Source organism: Streptomyces sp. B6B3, from assembly GCF_039871525.1.
Lineage (GTDB): Bacteria > Actinomycetota > Actinomycetes > Streptomycetales > Streptomycetaceae > Streptomyces.
In genome coordinates this window covers 690,840-715,512 of sequence record NZ_JBDPLU010000001.1, presented here as the reverse complement: position 1 = coordinate 715,512, position 24,673 = coordinate 690,840, and the positions used below count along the sequence as shown (strand labels likewise).

The 24,673-nt window shown below is 75.4% G+C and carries 21 protein-coding genes; 14 read left to right on the top strand and 7 right to left on the bottom strand.

Translation table 11 applies throughout. From position 1 onward, the window contains the following. Positions 1–233: 233 nt before the first annotated feature. Entirely contained in the window at positions 234–1,571 is a 1,338-nt protein-coding gene (locus tag ABGB06_RS03055) for an FxsB family cyclophane-forming radical SAM/SPASM peptide maturase (RefSeq protein ID WP_347585060.1), read from the bottom strand. 271 nt (positions 1,572–1,842) lie between these two features. Between ABGB06_RS03055 and ABGB06_RS03050 the strand changes: the two genes are divergently transcribed. Further along, positions 1,843–3,573: an effector-associated domain EAD1-containing protein gene (locus ABGB06_RS03050; RefSeq protein ID WP_347585058.1), complete on the top strand. Its 1,731-nt coding sequence runs from the start codon at positions 1,843–1,845 to the stop codon at positions 3,571–3,573. After that, the gene (locus tag ABGB06_RS03045) at positions 3,570–4,286 is read left to right on the top strand and encodes a hypothetical protein (RefSeq protein ID WP_347585057.1); all 717 of its coding nucleotides are present in this window, start codon (positions 3,570–3,572) and stop codon (positions 4,284–4,286) included. The genes ABGB06_RS03050 and ABGB06_RS03045 overlap by 4 nt, the downstream gene beginning before the upstream one ends. Before the next feature lie 35 nt (positions 4,287–4,321). On the opposite strand, the gene ABGB06_RS03040 is transcribed toward ABGB06_RS03045, so the two are convergent. After that, positions 4,322–5,713: a hypothetical protein gene (locus ABGB06_RS03040; RefSeq protein ID WP_347585056.1), complete on the bottom strand. Its 1,392-nt coding sequence runs from the start codon at positions 5,711–5,713 to the stop codon at positions 4,322–4,324. A 121-nt stretch (positions 5,714–5,834) separates the two neighbouring features. Here ABGB06_RS03040 and ABGB06_RS03035 point away from each other — a divergent pair, with 121 nt between their 5' ends. The 6 genes from ABGB06_RS03035 to ABGB06_RS03010 all read left to right on the top strand — a co-directional run bounded on the left by ABGB06_RS03035 (position 5,835) and on the right by ABGB06_RS03010 (position 9,444). Next, on the top strand, positions 5,835–6,659 hold the full coding sequence (locus ABGB06_RS03035) for an alpha/beta hydrolase (protein WP_347585055.1): 825 nt from the start codon (positions 5,835–5,837) through the stop codon (positions 6,657–6,659). An 11-nt stretch (positions 6,660–6,670) separates the two neighbouring features. Continuing rightward, positions 6,671–7,246: an ATP-binding protein gene (locus ABGB06_RS03030; RefSeq protein WP_347585054.1), complete on the top strand. Its 576-nt coding sequence runs from the start codon at positions 6,671–6,673 to the stop codon at positions 7,244–7,246. Between the two features lie 42 nt (positions 7,247–7,288). Then, complete coding sequence (locus ABGB06_RS03025) at positions 7,289–7,813, top strand: DinB family protein (protein ID WP_347585052.1); 525 nt, start codon at positions 7,289–7,291, stop codon at positions 7,811–7,813. Between the two features lie 219 nt (positions 7,814–8,032). Further along, positions 8,033–8,470, top strand: coding sequence for a hypothetical protein (locus ABGB06_RS03020; RefSeq protein ID WP_347585051.1), 438 nt, complete (start codon positions 8,033–8,035; stop codon positions 8,468–8,470). A 114-nt stretch (positions 8,471–8,584) separates the two neighbouring features. Continuing rightward, entirely contained in the window at positions 8,585–9,088 is a 504-nt protein-coding gene (locus ABGB06_RS03015; protein ID WP_347585438.1) for a SigE family RNA polymerase sigma factor, read from the top strand. Then, positions 9,085–9,444 (top strand): hypothetical protein, encoded by a 360-nt coding sequence (locus ABGB06_RS03010; protein WP_347585050.1) that lies wholly within the window; start codon positions 9,085–9,087, stop codon positions 9,442–9,444. Before ABGB06_RS03015 ends, ABGB06_RS03010 begins: the two co-directional genes overlap by 4 nt. A gap of 49 nt (positions 9,445–9,493) precedes the next feature. On the opposite strand, the gene ABGB06_RS03005 is transcribed toward ABGB06_RS03010, so the two are convergent. Beyond that, positions 9,494–10,603 (bottom strand): beta-1,3-glucanase family protein, encoded by a 1,110-nt coding sequence (locus ABGB06_RS03005; RefSeq protein ID WP_347585436.1) that lies wholly within the window; start codon positions 10,601–10,603, stop codon positions 9,494–9,496. Between the two features lie 62 nt (positions 10,604–10,665). Next, a complete protein-coding gene (locus ABGB06_RS03000) occupies positions 10,666–11,643 on the bottom strand; it encodes a glycoside hydrolase family 16 protein (RefSeq protein WP_347585049.1) in 978 nt (325 codons plus the stop codon). A gap of 149 nt (positions 11,644–11,792) precedes the next feature. On the opposite strand from ABGB06_RS03000, the gene ABGB06_RS02995 reads away from it, so the two are divergent. The 3 genes from ABGB06_RS02995 (at position 11,793) to ABGB06_RS02985 (ending at position 15,300) form a co-directional block, all read left to right on the top strand. Beyond that, positions 11,793–12,824 (top strand): LacI family DNA-binding transcriptional regulator, encoded by a 1,032-nt coding sequence (locus tag ABGB06_RS02995; RefSeq protein WP_347585434.1) that lies wholly within the window; start codon positions 11,793–11,795, stop codon positions 12,822–12,824. A gap of 170 nt (positions 12,825–12,994) precedes the next feature. Continuing rightward, entirely contained in the window at positions 12,995–13,504 is a 510-nt protein-coding gene (locus ABGB06_RS02990; protein WP_347585048.1) for a hypothetical protein, read from the top strand. Between the two features lie 359 nt (positions 13,505–13,863). Next, positions 13,864–15,300, top strand: a complete 1,437-nt coding sequence (locus ABGB06_RS02985; protein ID WP_347585046.1) for an SPFH domain-containing protein — start codon at positions 13,864–13,866, stop codon at positions 15,298–15,300. Between the two features lie 262 nt (positions 15,301–15,562). Here ABGB06_RS02985 and ABGB06_RS02980 read toward each other — a convergent pair whose 3' ends face one another. Then, positions 15,563–16,603, bottom strand: coding sequence for a helix-turn-helix domain-containing protein (locus tag ABGB06_RS02980; RefSeq protein WP_347585432.1), 1,041 nt, complete (start codon positions 16,601–16,603; stop codon positions 15,563–15,565). Positions 16,604–16,924: 321 nt separating this feature from the next. Here ABGB06_RS02980 and ABGB06_RS02975 point away from each other — a divergent pair, with 321 nt between their 5' ends. After that, on the top strand, positions 16,925–17,554 hold the full coding sequence (locus ABGB06_RS02975) for an LUD domain-containing protein (RefSeq protein WP_347585045.1): 630 nt from the start codon (positions 16,925–16,927) through the stop codon (positions 17,552–17,554). A gap of 39 nt (positions 17,555–17,593) precedes the next feature. Next, complete coding sequence (locus tag ABGB06_RS02970) at positions 17,594–19,192, top strand: D-aminoacylase (protein WP_347585044.1); 1,599 nt, start codon at positions 17,594–17,596, stop codon at positions 19,190–19,192. Between the two features lie 115 nt (positions 19,193–19,307). On the opposite strand, the gene ABGB06_RS02965 is transcribed toward ABGB06_RS02970, so the two are convergent. After that, the gene (locus tag ABGB06_RS02965; RefSeq protein ID WP_347585043.1) at positions 19,308–20,495 is read right to left on the bottom strand and encodes a Glu/Leu/Phe/Val dehydrogenase dimerization domain-containing protein; all 1,188 of its coding nucleotides are present in this window, start codon (positions 20,493–20,495) and stop codon (positions 19,308–19,310) included. Beyond that, positions 20,492–23,464 carry an FAD-linked oxidase C-terminal domain-containing protein gene (locus tag ABGB06_RS02960; protein WP_347585042.1) on the bottom strand — a complete coding sequence of 991 codons (2,973 nt, stop codon included), beginning with the start codon at positions 23,462–23,464 and terminating at the stop codon, positions 20,492–20,494. The genes ABGB06_RS02965 and ABGB06_RS02960 overlap by 4 nt, the downstream gene beginning before the upstream one ends. Positions 23,465–23,660: 196 nt before the next feature. Between ABGB06_RS02960 and ABGB06_RS02955 the strand changes: the two genes are divergently transcribed. Continuing rightward, positions 23,661–24,566, top strand: coding sequence for a LysR family transcriptional regulator (locus ABGB06_RS02955; protein ID WP_347585041.1), 906 nt, complete (start codon positions 23,661–23,663; stop codon positions 24,564–24,566). The last annotated feature ends 107 nt before the right edge of the window (positions 24,567–24,673 follow it).

Sequence of the window (24,673 nt, the reverse complement as noted above, 5' to 3'; positions counted from 1 at the left end):
GTGGCCGACCGTGGGGTCGGCACTCTCGCGCCCGCCGTCACGTCCCCCCGACCGGCACGACGACAGAAGCCGGTTGGTGTGGTGCCCGATGCCGTCCGGACTCCCGGACGGCACCCTCCCAGTCTAGTGGCGGGAGCCCTCCCGGCGAGATGAGATGCCGTCAAAAATCCACGGAAGTGCCACGTCCACGGCCGTCTCACTCCGTCCCACGGCGTCCCACGCCGCTCCTCGCGTCACTCCGCGGCCATCCTGACCTGGTTCACGACGCGGTGCCCGGGGGTTCCCGGCGATCCGGTGCCGGCCGCTCCGGCCAGCCGCTCCGCCACGTGCCCGATCAGCGCCGCGAGGTCGCGGCAGTAGACCGACGGGTTGGCGTAGTCCCGTTCCGGGCTGAACCGGTGGGCCCGCAGGCCGCCGCCGCAGACGCGGGCCACCGGGCAGGCGCGGCAGGTGCCGCAGAGCCCGGCGAGGCCGTCGGGGGTGGTGGTGCGTTCCCGGATCGCGAGCGCCTCGTCGAACGCGTGGCGGTGGATGTCGAGTCCGGTTCGGCCCGCGCCGTTCGCCACGGCCTTGAGCCAGTCGGCGAGCGCGATGCTGCCGTCGGTCTCCACGGTCACCGCCGAGGCCGTGGCCAGGCCGACCACCTCGCTGCCGCCGGTGCCGCCGCGCCACAGGTCGACCAGCGAGTCGAAGAGCCGCACCCGCGGCGGTCGCGCCGCCGCCCACCAGTCGTCGAACGCGGCCACCAGCCAGGCCCCGTAGGGCGCGGCGCCGGGTGCCGCCGCGGGCGGCGGATGCTCCCAGGTGGCGTGCGGAAGCGCGAAGTCGAGCATCGGTGGGCGGTGCGCGGCCAGCGCCCGGTACGTGGCGACGGGGTCGTTCCGCAGGTCGACGGTGCACAGCAGGCCCTCGAACAGGCCGCGGTAGTCGGGGTGGTTGAGGAGGCGCAGGGCCCGGGTGACCTCGGCGTGGCTGCCGCGGCCGTCGGCGCGGCGGCGGTGCCGGTCGTGCCCTACCCGGTCGCCGTCCAGGCTGACGCCGACCCGCACGCCGTGCCGCAGCAGCGTGTCGAGCACGTCGGTGGTGAGCCGCACGCCGTTGGTCTGGAGCACGATGTCGGGCCGGGCCCTCACGCGGCGCAGTCGCCGGGTGGCGGTCGCGGCGAACCGGGCCACGGTGTCCGAACCCGCCAGCAGCGGTTCGCCGCCGTGCAGCACGATCCGGGCCGCGGCCAGCCGATGGGTCCCGGCATGCTCGGCGATCCGCGCGGCGAGCCGGTCCAGCGTGGCGGGCGCCATGGCGCGGGGGCGGTCGCGCCAGCCGGTGTCGCGGAGCTCGTAGACGTAGCAGTAGTCGCAGGCCAGGTCGCAGCGGCCGTGCAGCTTGACGATGAACTGGTCGAACGGGCGGGGTCGCCGGTCGTCGCCGCCCGCCGCCGTTCCGTGCGGACGCCACGGTTCGGCGGGTGCCGTCGCGGAGTCGAAGGTCGGCGCCTGTGCGGCGACGGCCGGGCCGTGTGGCGCCCGGCCCCGGTGCCGCCGTGTCGATACCCGTCGCACTGCCTCGGTCACGTGTCCGCTACCCCTCGGGCGGGTTCGGCGTGCCGACCCGCGCTTCCCTGGGCCCCTGGGCGTGGCGCGGCCCCCACCGGCTGCGTCGAGGTGCGCGGTGCCAGGAGCAGACCGTCGATGCGCTTCCGTGGCGCCATGATGAGCGCCACGTGATCGCCGTATGACAAACTCTGTGATTACTCTACTGATTCGGCACGACCGCGCAGAGTCGTCAACCGGCCAGTTACGACCGTGCCGACGGTGAGGTGGGCGCCGAGAGGGGTGGGGGCCGGTGAGCCATGTGTTCCTGAGCCGCGCGGCGACCGAGCCGCGCAGCTACGTGAGTGCCTTCGAGAACGATCTGCTGACGGTGCTGGGCGAGTTGGGCGTGCCCGATCCCGGCCGCCCCGGTGGCTCGGGCGGCGGCGGAACGTCGGAGGGCGCGGGGCCGGCCGCCGAGGCCGGCGTCCTGGTGGCGCTCTGCTCCCCCGACTACTACCTGGACCCGTGCTGCGGCCGCGACTGGGCGGTCTTCGAACGGCGGCTCCGCCGCGGCCCGTTACCGCCGGGACCGCAGCCGGCCGCCCGGGTCCTGGTCCGCTGGCAGCGGGTCGACCCACCCGCCGGCCTGCCCCGCCCGCCGGTGCTGTCCTCGGGGCCGCTCGCGCCGTACGCCCGGCTCGGCCTGTACGACCTCATGCGGCGGAGGTTGGGACCCGACCCCGGGCAGTACCTGGAGGTCGTGCGGGAGTTGGCCGACCTGGTGGCCCGCGGGCTGGCCGAGGCGCCGCCGCGTCTGCCGGCGGACGAACTGCGCGGAGTCACGGCCGCGTTCCCCGTTCCCCTCGTTCCCGGCGCGCCCGTACCGCCCGTACCGCCCGGGCTGGCCGGCCCGGAGGCGAACGACCGCCCGGTGCCCGAGTCCCACCCGCCCGGGCCTCCTTCGGCGGGCGCGCTGCCGGACGGGGCCGGCGAGCCCTCCGTCGACCACCTCGACGGCCCCGCCGGCGACGTCGTCCTGACCGTGCCGGACAAGGAGCGGCTGCGGCACGCGTTGGCCACGGTCTTCCACACCGAACGCCGGGCCGCGCCGCTGCTGCGCACGCTGGGCCTGGGGCGGGACCGGTGGCCGGCCTTCGACGGCGGCGCCGGGCTGGCCTGGGGCGAGATCTTCGAGCTGCTCGACGACGGTGCCTCCGCGCGGCCGGCTCCCTACCGCCTGCTGCTGGACGAGGCCGTCGGGCTGTACCCGTCCCACGAGGTGTTCGCTCCGCTCGCCGCGCGGTACCCGCACGGCGCGGCTCGGCCGGACCGCGGCCGAACCCCCGTTCCGGCGGATGGCCTTCCGTCCCGGGACCCGGAGACGGCTCCGGCCCCGGAGGCGGCTCCGGATCCGGAGGCGGACCCGTTGCGTGTCCTGTTCTTCGTCGCCAGCCCCGACGGCCTGCCCGCCGTGCGGGCCGACCGCGGCTTCCGGCGCATCGCGGACCTGCACGACGCCGGCCGGCTGCGCGTGAGTTTCCGGCCGGCCGCGCAGGTGGCCGACCTGTCCGTGATCCGGGCGCAGCGCCCGGACATCGTGCACTTCGGCTGTCACGGATCGGAGGGCGCGCTGCTGTTCGAGAACGCGGACGGCGAGGAGGACGCCGTGCCGGCCGCCCGCGTCGCCGACATCCTCCGCCGGTACCGGGAGTTGGCCGACGTCCGGCTGCGCTGTCTGGTGCTCAACTCGTGTGACAGCACGGCGGTCGCCGAGCTGTTCCGCGGCACGGCTGACGTCGTGATCACCCACACGGGACCGCTGGACGTCGGCTGCGCCAACCTCTTCGCCGGGAGCTTCTACCAGGAGGCGGCCGGTCTCTCCCGGCACGACCCCCGGCTCGCCGAGCGGCTGTCCAACGCCGCGTTCCTGGTCGCCGCCGAGACCTCGCTGGCGGAGCCGACCTGCGCCGCGCTGGAGGCCGGCCTCCGCGTGCTCCCCGCCGAGCCGCCCGCGTCCGACGAGCCGTCGGGAGGGTCATGATCCCCGTCGAACCGCTGGACCTGCCGCTGCGACCGCTGGTGTTGACGTCGGTGGACGCGACGCTCGCCCCGCCGTCCGGGGAGCCGACGCCGCCCCCCGTGCCGCCGCTGGCCGGCCGGGTGCTGCTGGGCGGCCCGCACGCCGTCCCGATCACGCCCGAGTTCGCGGCGGAGGACCGGGAACTCCGGCTCTTCGTCAGCCAGGAGGCGGCCCGCGCCGTCTACCACCTGGTCCGGCTCACGCTGAACTTTCCCGATCGGCCCGTCACGCCCCGCCTCCACCGGGTGGACGCGGCGTTCGAGTTGACCGCCCAGGACGGCGCGGAGGCCCCGGTGGCCTGGTCGATGACCCCGTCCGAGGTGCGGGACGCCCGGCAGCGGGTGCGGCACGTCGCGCTCGGACCCCGGCTGGCGTTCCTCGGCGTCGAGGTGGAGTTGGGCGAGTGGAGCCGGACGGTCACGGAGCAGACCGGGGAGCCGTTCCTTCAGGCGCAACGGGCGCAGACGCCGCGCCCCGGGTGGCGGTTCACTCGGACCCGGGCCATGCCGCTGACCGGCGACCAGTCGTTGGCCATGGTGGTGCGCGCGCCGGCGGGCGTCACCAGCACGCTGGGCCTGGAGATCCGGGCGACCACCCGGAGTCGGCCTCTCGGCCTCCGCCGCTACCGGGAGGTGCCGGGCCCGCTGACCCTGCCGCCCCGCACGCTGTCCTGACGGTCGCCCGTTCGGCGCGGCGCGGCTCGGCGCGGCTACGGGCGGAGGGCGGCGCGGGCGGCGGCGACCTCGCGGTCGTCGGTGCCGTGCGGGCTGCTCAGCCAGCGCGTCATGGCGTCCGGATCCGCGCCGCCGAGCACCCGCCCGCGGACCCGCTCGTGCAGGCGGTCGCGCAGCGCGGCCACGCCAGGGGCGCGGGAGCCGGGCAGCAACGGGCCCCGGTAGCGGTCGAGCAGCTCGCCGAGCCCCGCCGTGGACAGGTCCCGGTCCAGCTCCACGAAGTCGGCCTGCACCCGCCCCGTCAGCCGGTACGGCTCGGAGCCCAGCCGGTAGCCCACCACGCGGCGCAGCCGCGCGAGTTCGGCCCGGGCGGTGACCGTCTTGGCGCCGGGCCCGTACACCTCGTGGGCGAGCCGCTCGCCGCTGAGGCCGCCCGGATTGGCCAGTAACACGGCCAGCAGGTCGGCGTGCCGGCGACTCAGCTCGTGCGCGACGCCGTCGAGCCGCACCCAGGCGCGGGCCACGCCCAGACCGCCGAAGACCAACGCGTCCTCGTCCCCGGCCGCGGTGGGCAGGGCCATGATCGAGAACAGGCTGCCGGAGGCGAGCCGTTCCACCAGCACGGGCCGGCCGTCCGGCAGCACCGAGGGCCCCTCCGTCACCGGCCCGGCGAGCCGCCGGGGCAGCCAGCCCGCGGGGTGCGCCTCGACGACCTCCCCGGAGCGGGTGACCAGCGCGCTGTGCACGCCGGTGCGGCGGACCAGCGCCTCGGTGTACAGGGAGTGCAGCCTGGCCCGTTCCCGGAAGGCGGCCTCGCGCAGGAGCGACTCGGCGACCCGGGCCGCGCCGGTCACCGCCGCGAAGCCCAACTCCCGTGGCACCCGGATGCTGTTGGTGAGGTCCACGACGCCCAGCACCTCGCCGGTCAGCGGATCGTGGATCGGCGCGCCCGAGCAGGTGAACGGGGTCGCCGCGGACATGTAGTGCTCGGCGCCGTAGACCTGGAACGGGCGCCGCACCGCCAGCGTGGTGCCCACCCCGTTGGTCCCGGCCGCGTCCTCGTGCCAGGAGGCGCCGAGCGTCAGGTGCACGCGTTCGGCGAGGCGCACGGTCTTCCGCTGCCCGGCCCGCCACAGCAACTGCCCCGTGGCGTCCGCCACGAACAGGATGTGCCCGGGCTCGGACACGGCGGACCGCAACGTGCCCAGCAGCGTCGGCCACACCTGGGCCAGCGCGTGCGCCCGGCGCCGCTCCATGATCTCGTCCTCGGCCAGCAGCACCGGGGGCAGCGCCCGCGCGGGGCTGACTCCCCTGCGCCTGGCGCGTTTCCACGAGTCGCGTACCTCGCGGCGCACCGCCGCCGGGTCGCCACTGAGCCCCCGCTCGCGCTGCTGCTCCAGGCGGCGTATCTCCGCGCGCTCGTCCATGGCCTCTCCCTGCCGACCAGAACGTCGTATGCGGGCTGCAACCCCCGTGCAACCCCACGTGCCGGCCTGTCCGCCGCCCGCGGGACATTCGATACTCACTCCAGCGCCCCCTGGAGGATGAATGCCGTACCTCGAGCTGACCGATGGCGTGCCACTGTACTACGCAGAGCAAGGGCGTGGTCCCGCAGTGGTGTTGCTTCACGGCTGGACCATGAACAGCACCTTCTGGGCGGCCAACGTGCCGGCGCTGGCGGCCAGCCACCGGGTGGTGACGGTGGACCTGCGCGGCCACGGGGAGTCCGGCAAGACACCGGACGGACACGACCTCGCGCAGTACGCGCGGGACGTGCGGGCGCTGTTCGACCACCTCGCCCTCGACGACGTCGCCCTGGTCGGCTGGTCGATGGGCGCGGACGTGATCCTCTCCTACGTGGAGCAGTACGGTTGCGACCGGCTGCGCGCGGCGGTCTTCGTCGACCAGTCGCCCCGCTTCCTCGACGCGGTGGGCTGGCGGTTCCCGCTGCTCGGCGGCTACTCCCCGGTCGACCTGGCGGTCTTCGCGCAGGGCTTCCGACACGACCGGCCCAGCGTCGTCAAGCCGTTCATCGCGGCCTGCTTCGCCGACAGCCCGGCCGACGACGTGGTGGACGCCGCCTACGCGCAGACCACCAAGACGCCCACGGACGCGGCGCTCGCGCTGTGGATGAACATGGCCCACGCGGACCTGCGGCCCGTGCTGCCCCGGGTCCGGGTGCCCGTGCTGCTGATCTACGGCGAGCGCAGCAGGATCTTCCCCGGCGACCTCGCCGGCTGGCTCGTCGCGCACCTGCCGGACGCGCGCGCCGTCCCGTTCCCGAACAGCGGCCACGTGCCGTTCGCGGAGGAGCCGGAGCGCTTCAACGACGTCGTGAACGCCTTCCTGCTCGGATCCCCCGACCCCACCTGATGGATCCCGCCATGACACACCCAGCACACTCGGCCTTCTCCGCCGTCTCGGCCGTCTCGTACGGGGCTCCCCGCCTTCCGGGCAGACTGCCCGGACAGCGCCACGCCGGGCCGGCCGGACCGCGCGCCGCCGACGCCGAGCCCGCGCGCGAGAGCGACCCCTCCTGTCCGGGCTGCGCCATGGCCCTCGGACAACACCTGCACCTCCGCCTCGCCCCCGCCCCCGAGGAGGTGGGCCGGGCCCGCCGGGCGGTGCGGGCGTCCCTCACCGACTGGGGCTGCTCGGACCGGGTCCTCGACGACTGCGCGTTGCTGACCAGCGAACTGGTCGGCAACGCGATCCGCCACGGCCCCGCCGCGCCCCTGGTCCTGACGGTCGACCTGCTGCTGCTCATCGACATGCTCCTGCTGGGCGTGACCGACGCCTCCCCCGCCCACCCCGAACTCCGCCCCGCGGGCCCCGACGACGAAACCGGCCGCGGCCTCCACCTGATCCAGGCCCTCGCCACGGAATGGGGCGTCTACCGCAGCACCACCCACGAGAAGACCACCTGGTGCGCCGTGGAACTCACCGCCGACGCCGGATAAAAGGGTTGAGGGGTCGGGTGGGCGGTGTGGCAGGGTCGGGTGGTGGAGCATTCGCGACGTGACCTGCTGCGCTGGCAGTTCGATCTGACCTGGGCGCTGTTCGAGTATCACCTGGAGCGGCTGGAGGCCGAGGACTTCCTGTGGGAGCCCGCGGCGCTGTGCTGGACGCTCCGGCGGGACGCCGAGGGGGTGTGGGTGCCGGACTTCGCGGAGACCGAGCCGGATCCGGTGCCGGTGCCCACCGTCGCCTGGGTGAGCTGGCACATCGGCTGGTGGTGGAGCGTGACCATCGACCACGCGCGGGGGCGCGTGCCCCGGCAGCGGACCGAGGTGGTCTGGCCGGGCGAGGACGCGACCGTGGCGTGGCTGCGCGGGCTGCGGGAGGAGTGGTTGGTGGTGCTGGACGGGCTCGACGACGCCGGGTTGGACGCGATGGCGCCGTTCCCGTGGCAGAACGACCCCGCGCACACCGTCGCCCACATGGTGGCCTGGGTGAACACGGAGCTGACGAAGAACGCGTCCGAGATCGGCCAGCTGCGGATGCTCCGGGCGGCGGGCCGGCCCTGACCGGCCCGCCGGTGAGGCGGGGCGGCGGGCCGGTCACCGTGCGAGCTTCCGGGGCGCCCACCCGGCTGGCGTGACGCAGGTCACTCGGGCGAGTCGGAGGGCACCCGCAACCCCGGTGGGGGTCGCGCGTCTGTCGGATCGGAGGCGCCTCCAGCAAGGGGCGGGCACCGCGGGATCGACTCCCCGGTGCTCGGCCAGCGATCCGACACGAGGAGCAACATGTCCGCACGCCACAGCATCCCCCGGCACGTCGCCCGGCGGCGCCTCCGCAGGGCCGCCGGCACGGCGGTCGCCGGCCTCGCCCTCTCCCTGGGCGGCGTCATCACCGCGCACGCGACCGGTTCCGGCCAGGAGAACGAGCGGCCGCTGGACCCGACGGGCCCGGAGGGCTGGGGCTCCTGGGAGTTGGACGAGGGCGACCAGACCCCGGCGGAGGGCGAAGCGGACGTCACCAGCCCGGAGGGCGCGTGGGAGACGCCGGTGCCCGAGGGCGAAGCGGACGTCACCAGCCCCGAGGGCGCGTGGGAGACACCCGTCCCGGAGGGCGAGGGGGACGTCACCAGCCCCGAGGGCGCCTGGGAGACACCCGTTTCGGAGGGCGAAGCGGACGTCACCAGCCCCCGGGGTGCGTGGGAGACGCCCGTGCCCGGCGAGTAACCCCACCCACCGCGGCGGGAGCCGCCGGTGACCGCCTGGTCATCGGTGGCCTCCGCCGGCCGACGTCCAGGAGAGTCATGCCCGCACTTCGCCGCCGTGTCCAGTCGTCCTGACGTGGTGTCACGGGAGCCGGCCCCGCCCATCGACGCGTTGTACGACCACCGCCGGCTCGACCTGGTCCGCCTCGCCCTGTTCCTGGTCGACGACCTGGCCACCGCCGAGGACGTCGTGCAGGACGCGTTCGCCGCGCTGCTGCGGCGGCACGGCCCGCGGCTCGACGGCGTGGCAGAGCCGGCGACGTACCTCCGCACCTGCGTGGTCAACGGCTCCCGCTCCGTGCTGCGCCGCCGCCGCACCGTGCGCGCCCACGTGCCGGAACGGCCCGTTCCCGTGCCGCCGGCCGAGGAGTCCGTGGTGCTGCGCGAGGAGCACCGCGCGGTGCTGGCCGCCCTGCGCCGGCTCACCCAGCGCCAACGGGAGGTGCTCGTGCTGCGGTACTGGTCGGACCTGTCCGAGGCGGAGATCGCCGACACGCTCGGCCTGTCCCCGGGGACGGTGAAGTCCACCGCCAGCCGGGCGCTGGCCGCGCTGCGCCGACACCTGGAGGTTCCCCGATGACCGCGCCAGAACCCACGCCCGAGCCCGTGGAGCCGATCGAACGGCTGCTGGCCGAGGCCCTTCGGGCCGGCGCCGACGCGGTGACCGCGGCCGACCTGCGCCCGGCCCGACCGCCGTCCCTGGCGCGCCGGCACCGTGTCCCGTTCCCGGTCCGGCGGACGGCCGTCGCGCTTTTCGCCCTGGCCGCGGCCGTGGCCGCCGTGCTGTTCCTGCTGGTCGACCAGGACCCGCCCGCGCCGCCCGCCGACCCGCCGAACCCGGTCACCTGCGAGCCCACGGACGACCTGGCCCCGGACGTGACCAGCGCCCAGACCGCCGGCAGCCAGCCGCTTCCCGAGAATCCCTGCCCGCCCTGACCGGCCCGCCGGTGTGGGGGGCCGGCGGGCCGGTCGGTGGAGGGGGCGGTCAGAACGGGGTGAGCGTCAGCGTGAACGACTGCGGCGCACCGTCCTCGATGTACGAGGCGAAGCCGGCGACGTCGTCGAAGGCGAAGCCGTAGGCGCGCCCGTCCTCCGACGCCTCGTGCATGACGCGCGCGTAGTGGTGCGCGGGCTCCTCCTGGTAGAACGTCGCCGGGTCGGTGGCCGGCTGGTTCGGGTTGCTGATCGCGGTGCCGCGGTTCAGCGCGGCGGCCAGCACCGCCGCCACCGGACCGGTGGTGCCGTCGTTCGGCGCGGCCAGCGTGCCGTCGCAGAACAGCACGTCGCGGGTGGGCGGCCGGTTGAACGACACCTGTGCGGGGCCGGTGAAGACCAACTGGTCGCCGCTGACCCGGCCGGTGAACTGCCCGGCGTTGGTGGTGACCAGCAGGTCCCGGCCGGCGTACTCGCTCCACACCCGGTCGACGTACGGGTCGAAGTAGTCGGCCGGGAAGAGCCCCGCGTCCAGGCCGTGGCCCGGCGCCAGCACCCGCCGGTCCTCCAGCACCAGCGGCCCGAACGTCTCGTGGCCCCGCAGCTCGTCGAAGATCCGGGCCCGGGCGCCCGACGTCAACGTGCCGGTGGTCTGGTCGTTGGCGCCGGTGAGCCGGATGGCGAGCGGCACGCTGAACATGTCCACCATGGTGGTGTTGCAGTACATGCCGGACTCGATGTGGGTGAACTCCGCGCAGTCGTGCAGCACCGGGTAGTTCGGGTCGGAGCTGACCCAGCCGGCGGGGTAGGCCAGCGCGGGGTTGCCGTTGCCGTCCGCCAACGCCTTGAATTTCAGCTTGTCGCCGAGCGCCACGTAGATCCGTCCCGACATGTACGGCAGCGGGATCGTGGTGTCGCCGGAGGCGGCCAGCGGGATGGCGTAGTCGGTGTAGCCGTCGGCGCCGTTGTCGGCGGTGGAGACGGGCAGCAGCTGGCCGTCGGGGGTGACGCGGACCTGCCGCTGGCCGTCGTTGCCGACGATGTAGACCCAGATCGAGGCGTTGTCGAACTGTCCGGTGTTGTTGACGACGGTCACCGGCAGGGGCGCGGCCGCCGCCGCGCGGCCGGCTCCCGGCCGGGCGGCCAGCGCCGTGGCGCCCAGGGCCGTCGCGCCGAACGCGCCGGCGGCGCCGGCGAACAGCGCCCTGCGGCTGATCCCGGCCCTCACCGGGCGGCCTCCTGCACCGAGACGGACACGTAGTCGACCAGCAGCGAACCGCCCGGCTGGGTCGCGTCGGTGGGGGTGGAGACGCCGGCGACGCCGTTCGGGAACGCTCCGCCCATGGCCAGGTTCAGCAGGATGAAGTGGCCGTGGTTGGTGGCGTTCGCCCAGGTCGTGGCGTCCATCTCGGCGGAGCTCACGGAGTGGAACTCCTGGCCGTCGCGGTACCAGCGGAGGTACTCCGTGTCGCCCGTGCGGTCGAGTTCGAGCGCGTACTCGTGGTAGGCGGTGCCGCAGTCGGAGCACGGCGAGGAGGCGCCGATGCCGTTGGTCTCGTTGCACGGGCCGCCGGGGTTGACGCCGCAGTGCAGCACGCCCCAGGTCTGGCCGACGCCGTTGACGTTCTCCATGATGTCGAACTCGCCGATCCCCGGCCAGTTCCAGTAGTTGCCGCGGTAGTCGGCGCCGAGGGTCCAGAACGCCGGCCAGTAGCCGAGGGCCGCGTCGCCGGAGACGTTGGGCAGCTGGAGGCCGGCCTCGATGCGCATCACCCCGCCCTCGGGGGCGGCGAAGTCGGTGCGCTGGGTCTCGATCCGGCCCGAGGTCCAGCCGCCGGAGCCGTCGCGGAGCGCGGTGATCGCCAGATGGCCGTTGCCGTCGAGCTTCAGGTTGTCCGGGCTGTCGGTGTACGTCTGCACCTCGCCGGTGCCCCAGTTGGCGGGGCCGCCGGGGTAGCCGGTGCCGGTGTCGATGATCCAGTTCTCGCCGGAGGGCAACGATCCGGCCGCGCCGTCGAAGTCCTCGCGCCAGATCTCGGCGGCCGCGGTGGGCTCCGTGGCGGTCGATCCGGAGCCGGACCCCGCGGCTTCGGCGGATTCCGCGGCGCCGGCCGAGGGGAGGGCCAGGGTCACCACGGCGGCCAGGGCGGCCAGCCCCGAGACGCCGCCGGCAAGCCAGGACCTGCGACTTTTCGTGCTCATGACAATGCTCTCTTTCCGGTGTGGGGGGACGGATCATGCTCCCGAGTCGAGAGACGGTCGAGAGATGAGAGCGCTCTCAGGTCGTGCTACTGCACAGTGCCGTCGCTTGCCGGTACCGTCAAGACCTCGTGACAGAGAAGGACTCGAAAGTGGTGGACGGCGCCCCTCCCACGCTGGAGGCCGTGGCCGCGCACGCCGGTGTCTCACGCGCCACCGTCTCGCGCGTGGTCAACGGCACGCCCGGCGTACGCCCGGAGCTCAGGGAGCGGGTCAAGCGCTCGGTGGACGCGCTGGGTTACGTCCCCAACAGCGCGGCCCGCAGCCTGGTGACCCGGCGCACCGGCGCCGTGGCCGTGGTGATCGCCGAGCCCGAGGCCCGGGTGTTCACGGATCCCTTCTTCGCCCAGCAGCTGCGCGGCATAAGCCGGGAGTTGGCCGCGCACGACACGCAACTGCTGCTGATGCTGCTGGAGTCGCGCGACGACTACGACCGGATCGACCGCTACCTGGCCGGCGGCCACGTCGACGGCGCGCTGATGTTCTCGCTGCACACGGACGATCCGCTGCCCGCGACCGCCGCCGCGTCCGGGCTGCCCACGGTCTTCGGCGGCCGTCCCCACTGGCCGGGCGCGGCGGACGACCCCGACGTGCTCTACGTGGACACCGACAACCGCGACGGCGCGCGCCAGGCCGTGCGCCACCTCCTGGAGCGCGGGCGCCGGCGCATCGCGGTGATCACCGGACCGCTGGACCAGACGTCCGCCGCGGACCGCCTCGACGGCTACCTGGACGCGCTGGGCGCGCCCCGGGCGGATCCGGAACTCCTGGCGCACGGCGACTTCACGGTCGAGGGCGGCGAACGGGCGATGTCCTGGCTGCTCGACCGGCCGGCCGAGCGCCCCGACGCTGTCTTCGCCGGCAACGACCTGATGGCCACGGGGGCACTGCGGGCGCTGCGGGCGCGCGGCCTGCGGGTGCCCGAGGACGTGGCCGTGGTCGGCTACGACGACCTCGACCCGGCCTCCTGGGCGGAGCCGGCGCTGACGACCGTGCGGCAGGACGTGCAGCGGATGGGCGAGCTGATGGCGGCGCTGCTGCTGCGCCGCCTCGGCCGGGCGCCGGGCCCGGCGCCCGCCTCGGTGATCACGCCGGCCCGGCTGATCGTCCGCGACTCCACCTGACGGTCCCTCACCGATCCGCACGAACGCGCGTGCGTGGTGGCCGCGGCACGGGCGAGAGACCGGCATCAAGAGGACGTCAAGATTGCCGGAAAGCGGAAATGTGAACGCGCCCTCATGAATGGCAGACTGACGTTGTCAGCGGTCAACGGCCTTCGGGGGAGGTGAGCGCCGTGGGCTGGCTTCTCGGTCTCGGCATCGCCGGGTTGGTACTGCTGCTCCTGGCCGTGGTGCTGGACGGGATCTTCGACGGGGTGTTCGACGGGGTTCTCGATCTCGGTGCCGACGGGTGGCTGTCGCTGCCCGCCGTCGCCGCGTTCGTCTCCATGCTCGGCTTCGTCGGGGCGATCACCGACCACACCACGGGCCTAGGGACCCCGTTCGCCGCCGCGGTGGGGGCGGCGGCGGGCGGGGGCACGGCCTGGCTGGTCACGCGGTTCAGCGGGGTGTTGGCGCGGGACCAGTCAGCCGTCGCGCCGGGCGAGGAACAACTCCTCGGCGCGGCGGGCGCCGTGGTCACGGCGATCCCGGGCGGCGGGGGGTTCGGCGAGGTACTGCTGGACGTGTCCGGGCTACGCGTGAAGTACACGGCCAGATGCGAGCGGGCGCTGCCCGTGAACGCGGAGGTGTGGGTGGTGGAGACGCTGTCCCCCACGGCCGTGGAGGTACGGGCGGCGCGCTGACGCGCGTGAGCCTTGCCGGCTGGGCCCGCGCCCCTGGTCCGTGCCACCGGGACCGGCGGTCCCGGCACGGCCCGGTGCCCGGTGCCCGGTGCCCGGTGCCCGGTGCCCGGTGCCCGGGCCAGCGAAACGGGCGGCCCGAACGCCGGCCGCTCGTCGGCCGCGGAGCGGCCAAACACCGGCGCGGAGCGCGGGAAAGGGGCCGGGGGCGAAGCAACCAAGGACCGGCGCGGAGCGCCGGAACAGCAGGGGCGCGGAGCGCCACAGACCGGCCGCGGAGCGCCGGAGCAGAACGGGCGCGGAGCGGCCGAAGGCCGGCGCGGAGCGCCGGGAGACGGGGAACGAGGAGAGGGGAACGTGTCGTGAATGTCGTCGTGGTGTCGGTCGTGGGGGTGGTAGTCCTCCTCGTGCTGCTGGTGCTGGTGGTGGTCTCGCGCTACAAGGTGGCGGGGCCCAACGAGGCGTTCCTGGTCACCGGCCGCCGGGGGCGCAAGTCCACGGATCCGGTGACCGGGCAGGTGAGCCGGGACACGAGCGGCCAGAAGGTGGTGGTCGGCGGCGGGGTGTTCGTCGTCCCGTTCGTGCAGCACCTGCACGTGATGGACCTGTCGAGCCGGCACATCCCGGTGGCGGTGCGCGGCGCGGTGACGTTGCGCGGGGTGAAGGTGAACCTGGACGGCGTGGCCATCGTCAAGGTGGGCGGCGGCGAGGACGCGATCCGGTCCGCCGCACAGCGGTTCCTGCGCCAGCAGGGCGGGGTCGTCACGTTCACCCAGGAGGTGCTGTCCGGCGCGCTGCGGTCGATCGTCGGCCGGATGACGGTGGAGGACGTGATCCGGGACCGGGCCGCGTTCGCCGGCCAGGTGGCGGAGGAGGCCGAGGCCAGCCTGTCGGGGCAGGGCCTGGTGCTGGACACGTTCCAGATCCAGGACATCAGCGCCGAGGGCAGCTACCTCGACGACCTCGGGCGGCCCGAGGCGGCGCGCGCCCGGCAGGAGGCGGACATCGCCGAGGCGGAGGCGCGGCGCGTCGCCGAACAGGCGCGGCTGCGGGCGGAGGAGGAGATCTCGGTCGCCCAGCGCACGCTGTCGCTGCGCCAGGCGGAGATCAGGGCCGAGACCGAGGCGGCGGGCGCGCGGGCCGCCGCGGCGGGTCCGTTGGCCGCCGCGGCGCAGCAGCAGGAGGTGCTGGCCGAGCAGGAGAAGGTGGCGGAACGGCAGGCCACGCTGACGGACCGGCAGCTCGACGCGCAGGTGCGGAAGCCGGCGGACGCCGAGCGGTACCGGGCCGAGCAGGAGGCCGAGGCCGCGCGGGTCTCGGCGGTCGCCGCCGCCCACGCCGAGGCGGAACGGGCCCGGCTCACCGGTGAGGGCGAGCGGGAGCGGCGGGCGGCGCTGGCGGAGGCGCTCCGTTTCGAGGGCGAGGCCCAGGCGGCGGCCACCGCCGCCACGGGCGCGGCGGAGGCCGAGGCGATGCGGAAGAAGGCGGAGGCGTACGCCGGGTACGGGGACGCAGCCGTGCTGCAGATGCTGGTGGAGGTGCTGCCGCAGGTCGTCGGGAAGGCGGCCGAACCGCTGGCGGCCATCGACAAGCTGACCGTCGTCTCCACGGACGGCGCCGGCCGCCTGCCGCGGACGGTGGCGGACAACGTGGCGCAGGGCATGGAGCTGTTGAGCTCGACCACGGGCATCGACGTGGCATCGCTGCTCGGCGGCCTGGTGGCCAGGGCCCCAGGCAGCGACGGCGTCCCGAGCGCCGAGGCCAACGGCCAGGTGGAACGCGTCGAGGTGACCGGCTGACCGAACGAGGGTTCCGGTCCGACATCGTGCGCGGCACGTCCCGGATGGTGGGACGTGCCGCGCACGAACGTCCGTTGGCGGGCTCCGACGGGCAGCCGACGCGCGTCCGGAGCCGCCTCCGGCCAGGCCGGACCGTGGCGGGCCGTCCGGGACGGCCGCAGGCTCTTGTCGCGGACGTGTCCCGACCAGCAGGCTGCGTGGCGTCCGACCGGCCCGGTCCGCTCAGGGGTGAGCGGACCGAGGCCGGCCGGTCGGCCGTGGCTCACAGGGGCCGGGCGGGCCAGTCGAGCAGACGGGCGCCGATGGCCGCGGTCTGCAGGGTGTAGCGCTGGAGCGGGTCGGCGGGGTCGGAGCCGGTGAGCGCGTGCACCCGGGCCAGCCGGTAGGTCAGCGCCCGCACGCTCAGCGAGAGGCGCCGCGCCGCCTCAGCGGCCACGCAGCCGGAGGCGAAGTACGCGTCGAGCGTGGCCAGCAGCGGTTCGGGACCGCCGCGCGCCTCGGCCAACGGCCCCAGCACCGTCCGCACCAGGTCGGCCAGGGCCTGCCGGTCCCGGCCGAGCACCGGGAAGACCAGCAGGTCGGCCGCGCGCAGCACGGGCGCGTCGAGCAGCGCGCGATCGGCGAGGTCGAGCGCGCCGAGCGCCTCCTCGTAGGACTGGACGACGCCGCCAGGTCCGTGGTGCGGCCGGCCGACGGCGACACGGCAGTCGTCCGCCCCCGCGACGGTGCGGGCCCGGAGGGCGAAGTGGTCCACGACGTCGGGCTCGTTGCCGGGCGCGATGCACACCAGCCGCCCGTCCTTGGTGGTCAGCAGCACGAGCCGGCCGCCGAACCGGCCGTCCAGTTCGCCCGCCATGCGCCGGGTGACCGGGTGGGTGTCGTCGTACGGCTCGGGGCCGCGGGCGACGGCCACCACATGGCTCTGGGCCAGCCGCAGCCCGAAGCGCTCCGCGCGGGCGGAGAGCGTGCCGGGGTCGCTGCGGCCGTGCAGCAGGTCGTCCACGAACTCGCGCCGGGCCGCCTCGTCGCGGCGCACCGCGAGCAGTTGCGCCCGCTCGTGGCCCTCGACCAGCGCGTCCACCGCCTGTTCGGCCGCGGCCAGCACGCACTCCCCCGCCGCGCGGACCGCGCGCGGGTCGGGGGCGGCGGTCACGCCCGGCAGGCCCGACCAGGCCGCGCGGGTCGCGGCCAGATGTCCGTTGACCAGCTCGCGGAGCCCGACGCCGTCCCGCGCGGCGCGCTCCCCGCGCGCCCGGTGCGCGGTCAGCTCGTCCCTGGTCAGCCGCCGGCCGGTCACCGACACCTCGGCGAGGAGCTCGGTGTAGCCGTCCGGACGGGCGCCGTCCGCCGCGCCGCCCCCCGGCCCCGTTCCGGCCTCGTCCCACGCGTCCACGCCGCCGCCTCCTCGTCCCCCCGCGCCGCCTCGACCGGCCTACGGTACGCGGTTGGCCGGCCATGCGTGGCCCGAGGCTGAGGATTCCGCCCGCCGAAGCCCGAAGCCCGAAGGTGCCGAAGCCGCCGATGGCCGGATGGCGGCCGGGCCGGGCCTCACGTTTCGGAGGGCTGTGTCGTCGGGGTGGTGAGACGGAAACATCCTCCAGTGGACGGGACGTGCAGAGACATCATGACCACCCCCATGCCGGCGACCTCGTTCGCCGATCCGGTGCCCGCGGAACGCCTGGAGCGGGCGGCCACCGCCCTGGCCGCGCACGGTTTCGACGTTGAGGTCCTCGACGACGTCGCCGCCGCACGGAGCCGCGTCAGGGACCTGGTGCCCGAGGGCGCCAGCGTGTTCACCGGCGCCAGCGAGACCCTCCGCCGGTCCGGCATCGAGGAGGACATCAACGCCAGCGGGCGGTACCGAGCCATCAGGCCGCGGGTCCTGGCCATGGACCGCGTCACCGCCGCCGACGACATCCGGCGGCTGACCGCCAGCCCCGACGTCATCGTGGGCAGCGTCGCCGCGCTCACCGAGACCGGCTCCCTCGTGGTCGCGTCGGGCAGCGGAAGCCAGTTGCCCGGCTACGCCGGCGGCGCCGCCCGCGCGATCTGGATCGTCGGGGCGCAGAAGGTGGTGCCCGACCTGGGCACGGCGCTGCGGCGCGTCGAGGACCACTGTCTCCCGCTGGAAAGCGCCCGCACCCAGAAGGCCCACGGGTGGCCCAGCGCCGTCAACCGCCTGCTCGTCCTCAACGCGGAGCACCGCCCCGGACGCGGCACCGTCCTGCTGCTCCGCGAGGCCATCGGGTTCTGAACCGCCCGGGTCCCCGCGGAGACGCCGTAGCCTGGGGCGATGACCGACCTGTTGATCCGTGGTGCGACCGTCGTCGACGGGACCGGCGCGCCGGGGCGGGTCGCCGACGTGACCGTGACCGGCGGGCGGATCGAGGACGTCGGTGGGCGCGTGCCGACCGGGCGGAAGGTGCTGGACGGCACCGGGCTCGTGCTGTGCCCCGGGTTCGTCGACATGCACGCCCACTCGGATCTCGCGCTGCTCGTCGAGCCCGACCATCTGGCGAAGGTGAGCCAGGGCGTGACCTGCGAGGTGCTGGGCCAGGACGGGCTCTCCTACGCGCCGGTCGACGACGTGACGCTGCCCCAGGTGCGGCAGGCCATCGCGGGCTGGCACGGCGATCCGCCGGGCTTCGACTGGAACTGGCGGAGCGTCGGCGGCTATCTCGACCGGCTCGACGCGGGCATCGCGGTCAACGCCTGCTATCTGGTGCCGCAGGGCTCGGTGCGGATGCTGGCGACGGGCTGGGACGACCGGCCGCCGACCGAGGCCGAGCTGGACCGGCAGCGGGAGCTGGTGGCCACCGGGATGCGCGAGGGCGCGGTGGGCATGTCCAGCGGGCTGACCTACGTGCCCGGCATGTACGCCACCGACGCCGAGCTGGTCGAGCTGTGCCGGGTGGTGGCCGGGCTCGGCGGCTTCTACGCGCCGCACCACCGCTCGTACGGCGCCGGGGCCCTGACGGCGTACCAGGAGATGGTCGACGTCGCGCGGCGCTCGGGGTGCGCGCTGCACCTGGCGCACGCGACCATGAACTTCTCCGTGAACCGGGGGCGCGCGCCGGAGCTGCTCGCGCTGCTGGACGCGGCGCTCGACGCGGGCGTGGACCTCACCCTGGACACCTATCCGTACCTGCCGGGCTCGACCACGCTGGCGTCGCTGCTGCCGAGTTGGGCGGCGGAGGGCGGCCCGGCGGCCACGCTTGGCCGGCTGCGGGACCCGGATGCGCTGGCCCGGATCCGGCACGATCTGGAAGTGGCGGGGTCGGACGGCTGCCACGGGGTGCCGGTGGAGTGGGAGGCGGTCGAGATCTCGGGGTCCCGGGACCAGGGCGCGGTGGGCCGGACGGTCGCGGAGCTGGCGGCGGCGTCCGGCGGCGCGTCGACCCCGTTCGAGACGTTCCGGGAACGGCTGCTGGCGGACGCGCTGTCCACGACGATCCTGCTGCACATCGGGGACGAGGAGAACGTGCGGACGGTGATGCGGCACCGGGCGCACACCGGCGGCAGCGACGGGCTGCTGGCCGCGGACCGGCCGCATCCGCGGGCCTGGGGCACGTTCCCCCGCTACCTCGGCCGGTACGTCAGGGAGTTGGGGGTGCTCGGCCTGGAGGAGTGCGTGGCCCATCTGACGGGCCGGGCCGCGCGGCGGCTCGGGCTCGCCGACCGCGGCCTGGTCGCCCCCGGGTACCACGCCGACCTGGTGCTTTTCGATCCGGAGACGGTGCGCGACACGGCGACGTTCGAGGATCCGCGCCGGACGCCCGAGGGCGTTCCGCACGTGCTCGTCGGCGGTGTGCCGGTCATCGCCGACGGCCGGCACACCGGGGCTCTCCCGGGCCGGGCGTTGCGACGCGGCCCGGACGGCGTCACCCGCTGAGCCCGCCGCGCCGGACGGCGGCGGCCGAGCGGCGGCCGGTGGATGGGTCCGGGCTCGGCCTCGACGGCGGCTTCGCGCGATCGGCCGGCGGGCCGACAGGGCTCGGCGCGTCCGGTCACGGCAAGCGCGCGTCGTCGCCCGGCCTTCCGCCGCCGGACCGGCTGCGCATCGCGGCCAGGACGCGGTCCCGGGCGATCCGGTGGCCGGCCTGGTGCGGGGTGACGTCCTGGCGGCGGGACGCCGTGAGCACCGTCTCGGTGTTGCCGCGCAGCTTCTCCGAGATGGTGGCGAACACCTGGGCGGGGTCGGGGCGGAAGGCCGAGTAGCGGGCGTCCATGGCGTAGGCGGCGGCGATGACGCCGCCCGCGTTGGCGATGAAGTCGGGGACGACGGTGACGCCGCGCTCGTGCAGCACCGCGCGGGCCGCCGCCGAGGTGGGCAGGTTGGCGCCCTCCACCACCAGCGCCGCCGCGATGGTCCCGGCCGTCCGCTCGTCGATGACGTCCTGCAGCGCGGCCGGCACGAGGACGTCGCAGTCCACGGTGAGTTCCGCCCCGGCGGGCAGCGGACGCGCGGGGCCGAGGGCCCCGGCCGCGGCGGGCGCGGTGACGAAGGCGTCGCCGAACTCGGCGCGGGCCCGGAGCGCGGCCTCGACGTCGAGTCCCCCGGGGGCGTGGAGCGCGCCGTGCGCGGTGGAGACCGCGACGACGACGGCGCCGAGTTCGTGGAAGCGCCGGGCGGCGGCGGCGCCGACGGCCCCGAAGCCCTGGATCGCGACCCGGGAGCCGCGCAGCGGCCGGGCGAGGTGGTCGGCGGCGGCGTCGGCCGACTCGGCGACGCCGAAGCCGGTGACGCCCAGCTGGTCGTAGGCGACGCCGCCGAGGTGCGCGGGCGTGCCGACGGCGGCGCCGCGGTCGCCCAGCTCGTCCTGGATGACGGCCGCGTCGTCCTCGGTCAGCCCCATGTCCAGGCCCATCACGTACTCGCGCGGGACCTCGTTGGACAGCGACCTGGCGAACGCGCGGAGCACGGCCTCCTTGTCGGGGGCGGCGGGGTCGGCGACGATGCCGGCCTTGGCGCCGCCGTAGAAGAGGTCGACGCCGGCCCATTTCCAGGTCATCACGCGGGCCAGGCGGGCTATCTCGGGGACGGTGACGCCGGGGGCCATCCGGGTGCCCCCCTTGCCCATGCCGCGGGCGGTGTTGTCGATGACCAGGACGCCCTTCATGCCGGTGCGGCGGTGCGAGACGACGACGATCTTCTCGGGGCCCCATTCGTCGACCAGATCGAGGGCGTTGGTCATGGCGTGGTCGTCCTTCCCTGGTGGGGTGGTCGCTGGTCGGGCGGTGGCGGCAGGGCGCCGGCGATGAGCTGTGCCAGATGCGTGCCGGTGCGGTCGGTGGCCTGGGCGATCTGGGTGCGGCAGCTGAAGCCGTCGGCGAGCAGCACCGTGTCGGCGGCGGCCGCGCGGACCTCTGGCAGCAGGCCCTGTTCGGCGACGGCCAGGGAGACGTCGTAGTGGCCGCGTTCGAAGCCGAAGTTGCCGGCCAGGCCGCAGCAGCCGGAGTCCAGCACCCGGTGGCGCACGCCGAGGGCGGCGAGCAGTTCGGTGTCGGCGCCGAATCCCGCGGTGGCGTGCTGGTGGCAGTGGGGTTGGGACACGGCCTCTGCGTCCACGGGCGGCGGTCGCCAGCCCGGGGTGTGGCGGACGAGCTGTTCGGCCAGGGTGCGGGTGGCGGCGGCCAGCCGGCGGGCGTCGGGCCCGGCCGGGCGGCCGTCGAGCAGTTCGGGGACGTCGGTGCGCAACGCGGCGGTGCAGCTGGGTTCGAGGCCGACCACGGGCGTGCCGTCGGCGAGCGGCCCGGCCAGCGCGCGGACGGCGCGGGCGGCGACCCGGCGGGCGGTGCCGAGTTGCCCCGTGGTGAACCAGGTCAGGCCGCAGCACTGGGTGCCGGGCGGCACCTGGACGCGGTAGCCGGCGTGTTCCAGGACGGCGACGCCCGCCCGCAGCACCTCGGGGGCGAAGTGGTTGGTGAAGGAGTCGACCCAGAGCAGGACCGGGCCGCGGTCACCGGTACCGGCCGGCTCGCGGGCGCGGAACCAGGACAGGAAGGTGCGGTCGGCGAAGCGCGGGATGCCGCGTTCGGCGGCGATCCCGCCGAGGCGTTTGAGCAGCGGCACCAGCCGGGAGCCGGTCACCGCGTTGACGACGCGGGGGGCGCGGGCGGCGGCGCGGGCGAACAGCGGGAGCCACCCCATGGAGTAGTGCGAGGCGGGGCGGAGCCGGCGGCGGTAGTGGTGGTGCAGGAACTCCGACTTGTACGTGGCGACGTCGACGCCGACCGGGCAGTCCACGGAGCAGCCCTTGCAGGACAGGCACAGGTCGAGGGCGTCGCGCACCTCGGTGGAGCGCCAGCCGTCGGTGACGATGTCGCCGCTGGTCATCTCCTGGAGCAGCCGGGCGCGGCCCCGGGTGGAGTCCTTCTCGTCCCGGGTGGCGCGGAAGCTGGGGCACATGACGGTGCCGTTGGGGGTGCCGGAGCGGCATTTCCCGACGCCGACGCAGCGGCGGGCGGCCTTGGCGAAGTCGCCGCCGTCCTGGTGGAACGGCAGCACGGTGGGCAGCGGGCGCGGCCGGCGGGGCGGGACGGCGCGCAGGTCGGCGTCGTGCGGCGCGGGGTGGACGATGACGCCGGGGTTGAGCCCGTTGTCCGGGTCCCAGGCGTGCTTGAACCGCTCCATCAGGGCGATGGCCTCCGGCTCGTACATCGCGGGCAGCAGCGCCGACCTGGCCAGGCCGTCGCCGTGTTCCCCGGACAGCGATCCGCCGTGCGCGGCGACCAGCCGGGCGGCCTCGGTGGTGAAGGCGCGGAAGGTGGCCAGGCCGGCGTCGCTGGTGAAGTCGAAGTCGATGCGGACGTGCAGGCAGCCCTCGCCGAAGTGGCCGAAGACCGCGCCGCGCAGGCCGTGGTGGCGGAGCAGCGCGGTGAACGCCCGCAGGTAGGAGCCGAGCCGGGCGGGCGGAACGGCCGCGTCCTCCCAGCCCGGCCAGGCCTCCGAGCCGTCGGGGAGGCGGGTGGCGAGCCCCGCGCCGTCCTCGCGCAGCCGCCACAGCCGGCGGGCTCGGGCGGGGTCGTCCACGGCCTCGGTCCCGGTGGAGCCGGGTGCTCGGGCGGCGGTCGCGGCCAGGGCGCGGGCGGCGTCCGACAGCTGGTCGGCGGGGCCGGCGAGCTCGGCGAAGAGCCAGGCGCCGCCGGCCGGCAGGGTGGCGAGGGCGGCGCGGCCCTCGGGTGCGGTGACCGCGTCGGTGAGGTCGCGGTCGAAGCCCTCCAGCGCGAGCAGCCGGGCGCCCGGTTCGGCGCCGCGGTGTGCGAGGAGGGCGGGCACGGCGTCGGCGGCGGCGACGGCGTCGGCGAAGCCGAGGACGACGAGCCGGCGGCGCGGCGGTTCGGGAACCAGGCGCACGGTGGCGGCGAGCACCACGGCGCAGGTGCCCTCGGCCCCGACGAGGGCGCGGGCGAGGTTGAAGCGGCGTTCGGGCAGCAGGTGTTCCAGGGCGTAGCCGGAGACCTGGCGCGGGAAGCGGCCGAACCGCGTGCGCAGCGCGGCGAGGTTCTCCCGCGCGAGGGCGTGCAGCCGGGCGATCAGCCGGCCGCGCTCGTCGTCGACGGCGACGGCCAGGGCGATCTCCTCCGCGGTCATCTCGCCGAGGGTCAGGACGGTGCCCTGGTAGGTGACGACCTCGAGCGCGACGACGTTCTCCGCGGTACGGCCCCAGGCGAGGGAGCGGGAACCGCAGGCGTTGTTGCCGATCATGCCGCCGAGGGTGCAGCGGCTGTGGGTGGAGGGGTCGGGGCCGAAGGTGAGGCCGTGCGGCGCGGCGGCCGCGCGCAGCTCGTCCAGGACGATGCCCGGTTCGACGATGGCGCGCCGGGCGGCGGGGTCGAGGTCGAGGAGCCGGCGGTAGTGGCGCGAGAGGTCGAGGACGACGCCGGTGCCGATCGCCTGGCCCGAGGTGCTGGTGCCGGCGCCGCGGCAGGTGACGGGCACGCCGAGGCGGCGGCAGGCGGCGACGGCGTCGAGCACCTGCTGCCGGGTGTGCGGGAAGACGACGGCCAGCGGGACGCGCCGGTAGTTGGAGGCGTCGGCCGCGTACCGGGCGCGGCTGGCGCGGTCCGCCGCGACGTCGCCGCAACGGGCGGCGCGCAGGGCGCGGGCCACGGCCTCCGGGGCGGGGTCGGGGTGCGCGGGCGCTGTGGTGGTGGCCGTCACGTGGTCGTCTCCCGTCCTACCGAGCCGGTCGCGGCCGGCGGGCGGCGCGCTCGTCGTCCACGATGGGTGGCGGGGTGGGCGCTGCCAAGGGTCAGCAGGGCTATACCTTGGAAGGGGGAGGCCAAGAGAAACTTGGCCTGATGTGGTCTGAGTGCTTCGGTCCGAGACGTGGTCTGCGGGAGGAGGTGTGTGGCGGGTGTACAAGCTTCCGCATCTGCTGACGTTCCGCGCGGTGTGCGGGACCGGCTCGTTCGCGCTGGCCGCCCGCGAGCTGGGGTACACCGCGTCGGCGGTCTCGCAGCACATGGCGGCGCTGGAACGGGACACGGGCCTGGTGCTGTTCGAGCGGGAGGCGCACGGCATCCGGCCGACGGCGGCGGCGGACCGGCTGCTGGAGCTGAGCCGGCCGCTGCTGGCGGGGCTCGACGACTTCGACTACCAGGTGCGGCAGTTGGCGGGCGGGCTGAGCGGCCGGATCAGGCTGGGCAGCTTCCCGACGGCGAGCGTCCGGCTGGTGCCGGGGGCGCTGTCCGCGTTCGGCGAGCGCTGCCCCGGCGCGGAGGTGACGCTGGAGGAGAGCGAGCCGGACGAGCTGATGACGGCGGTCGTGGCGGGCGAGCTCGACGTGGCGCTGGTCTACGAGTACGCGCTGTGTCCCCGGCGCTGGCCGGACGGCGTGCTGACCCGCCCGCTGCTGCGGGAGGAACTGCTCGTGCTGCGGCCGCCGGACGGCCTGCCGTCGGTGGAGCTGCCGCGGCTCGCGGGGCGCCGGTGGATCACCAGCGGCCAGCGCACCGCGGGCGCGCTGTCATTGACCCGGCTGTGCGCGGCGGCGGGCTTCACGCCGCGGATCGCGTTCCGCAGCGACAACTACGACGTGGTGCGGGAGCTGGTGGTGGCGACCGGCGGGGTGGCGGTGGTGCCGGCGCTGGGCCACCGCCCCGACGACCGCCTGGCGGCCGCGCCGACGGTTCCGCCGTCACACCGCACGGTGCTCGCGGTCTGCCGAAAGGCCAACACCAACCCCCTGACCGGCCCGTTCCTCCACGCCCTGACCCAGGCGGTACCACCCGACGCGCCCCACCTGACGCCGCTGGTGTAGCGCGCGGACGCGGACGCGCTTCGCGCGGTCCACCCGGACTGCGGGCGCCGAGCCCGGGGCCCGTCGCAGGCCCGCCCGCGTCCCCCGAGATGGCGCGGCGTACCGGT

What these genes read in the sequence shown, in the direction of transcription:
- ABGB06_RS03045 (WP_347585057.1), top strand. Translation starts at nt 3,570, where the DNA reads ATGATCCCCGTCGAACCGCTGGACCTGCCGCTGCGACCGCTGGTGTTG.
- ABGB06_RS03040 (WP_347585056.1), bottom strand. Translation starts at nt 5,713, where the DNA reads ATGGACGAGCGCGCGGAGATACGCCGCCTGGAGCAGCAGCGCGAGCGG.
- ABGB06_RS03035 (WP_347585055.1), top strand. Translation starts at nt 5,835, where the DNA reads ATGCCGTACCTCGAGCTGACCGATGGCGTGCCACTGTACTACGCAGAG.
- ABGB06_RS03030 (WP_347585054.1), top strand. Translation starts at nt 6,671, where the DNA reads ATGACACACCCAGCACACTCGGCCTTCTCCGCCGTCTCGGCCGTCTCG.
- ABGB06_RS03020 (WP_347585051.1), top strand. Translation starts at nt 8,033, where the DNA reads ATGTCCGCACGCCACAGCATCCCCCGGCACGTCGCCCGGCGGCGCCTC.
- ABGB06_RS03010 (WP_347585050.1), top strand. Translation starts at nt 9,085, where the DNA reads ATGACCGCGCCAGAACCCACGCCCGAGCCCGTGGAGCCGATCGAACGG.
- ABGB06_RS03000 (WP_347585049.1), bottom strand. Translation starts at nt 11,643, where the DNA reads ATGAGCACGAAAAGTCGCAGGTCCTGGCTTGCCGGCGGCGTCTCGGGG.
- ABGB06_RS02975 (WP_347585045.1), top strand. Translation starts at nt 16,925, where the DNA reads ATGACCACCCCCATGCCGGCGACCTCGTTCGCCGATCCGGTGCCCGCG.
- ABGB06_RS02970 (WP_347585044.1), top strand. Translation starts at nt 17,594, where the DNA reads ATGACCGACCTGTTGATCCGTGGTGCGACCGTCGTCGACGGGACCGGC.
- ABGB06_RS02965 (WP_347585043.1), bottom strand. Translation starts at nt 20,495, where the DNA reads ATGACCAACGCCCTCGATCTGGTCGACGAATGGGGCCCCGAGAAGATC.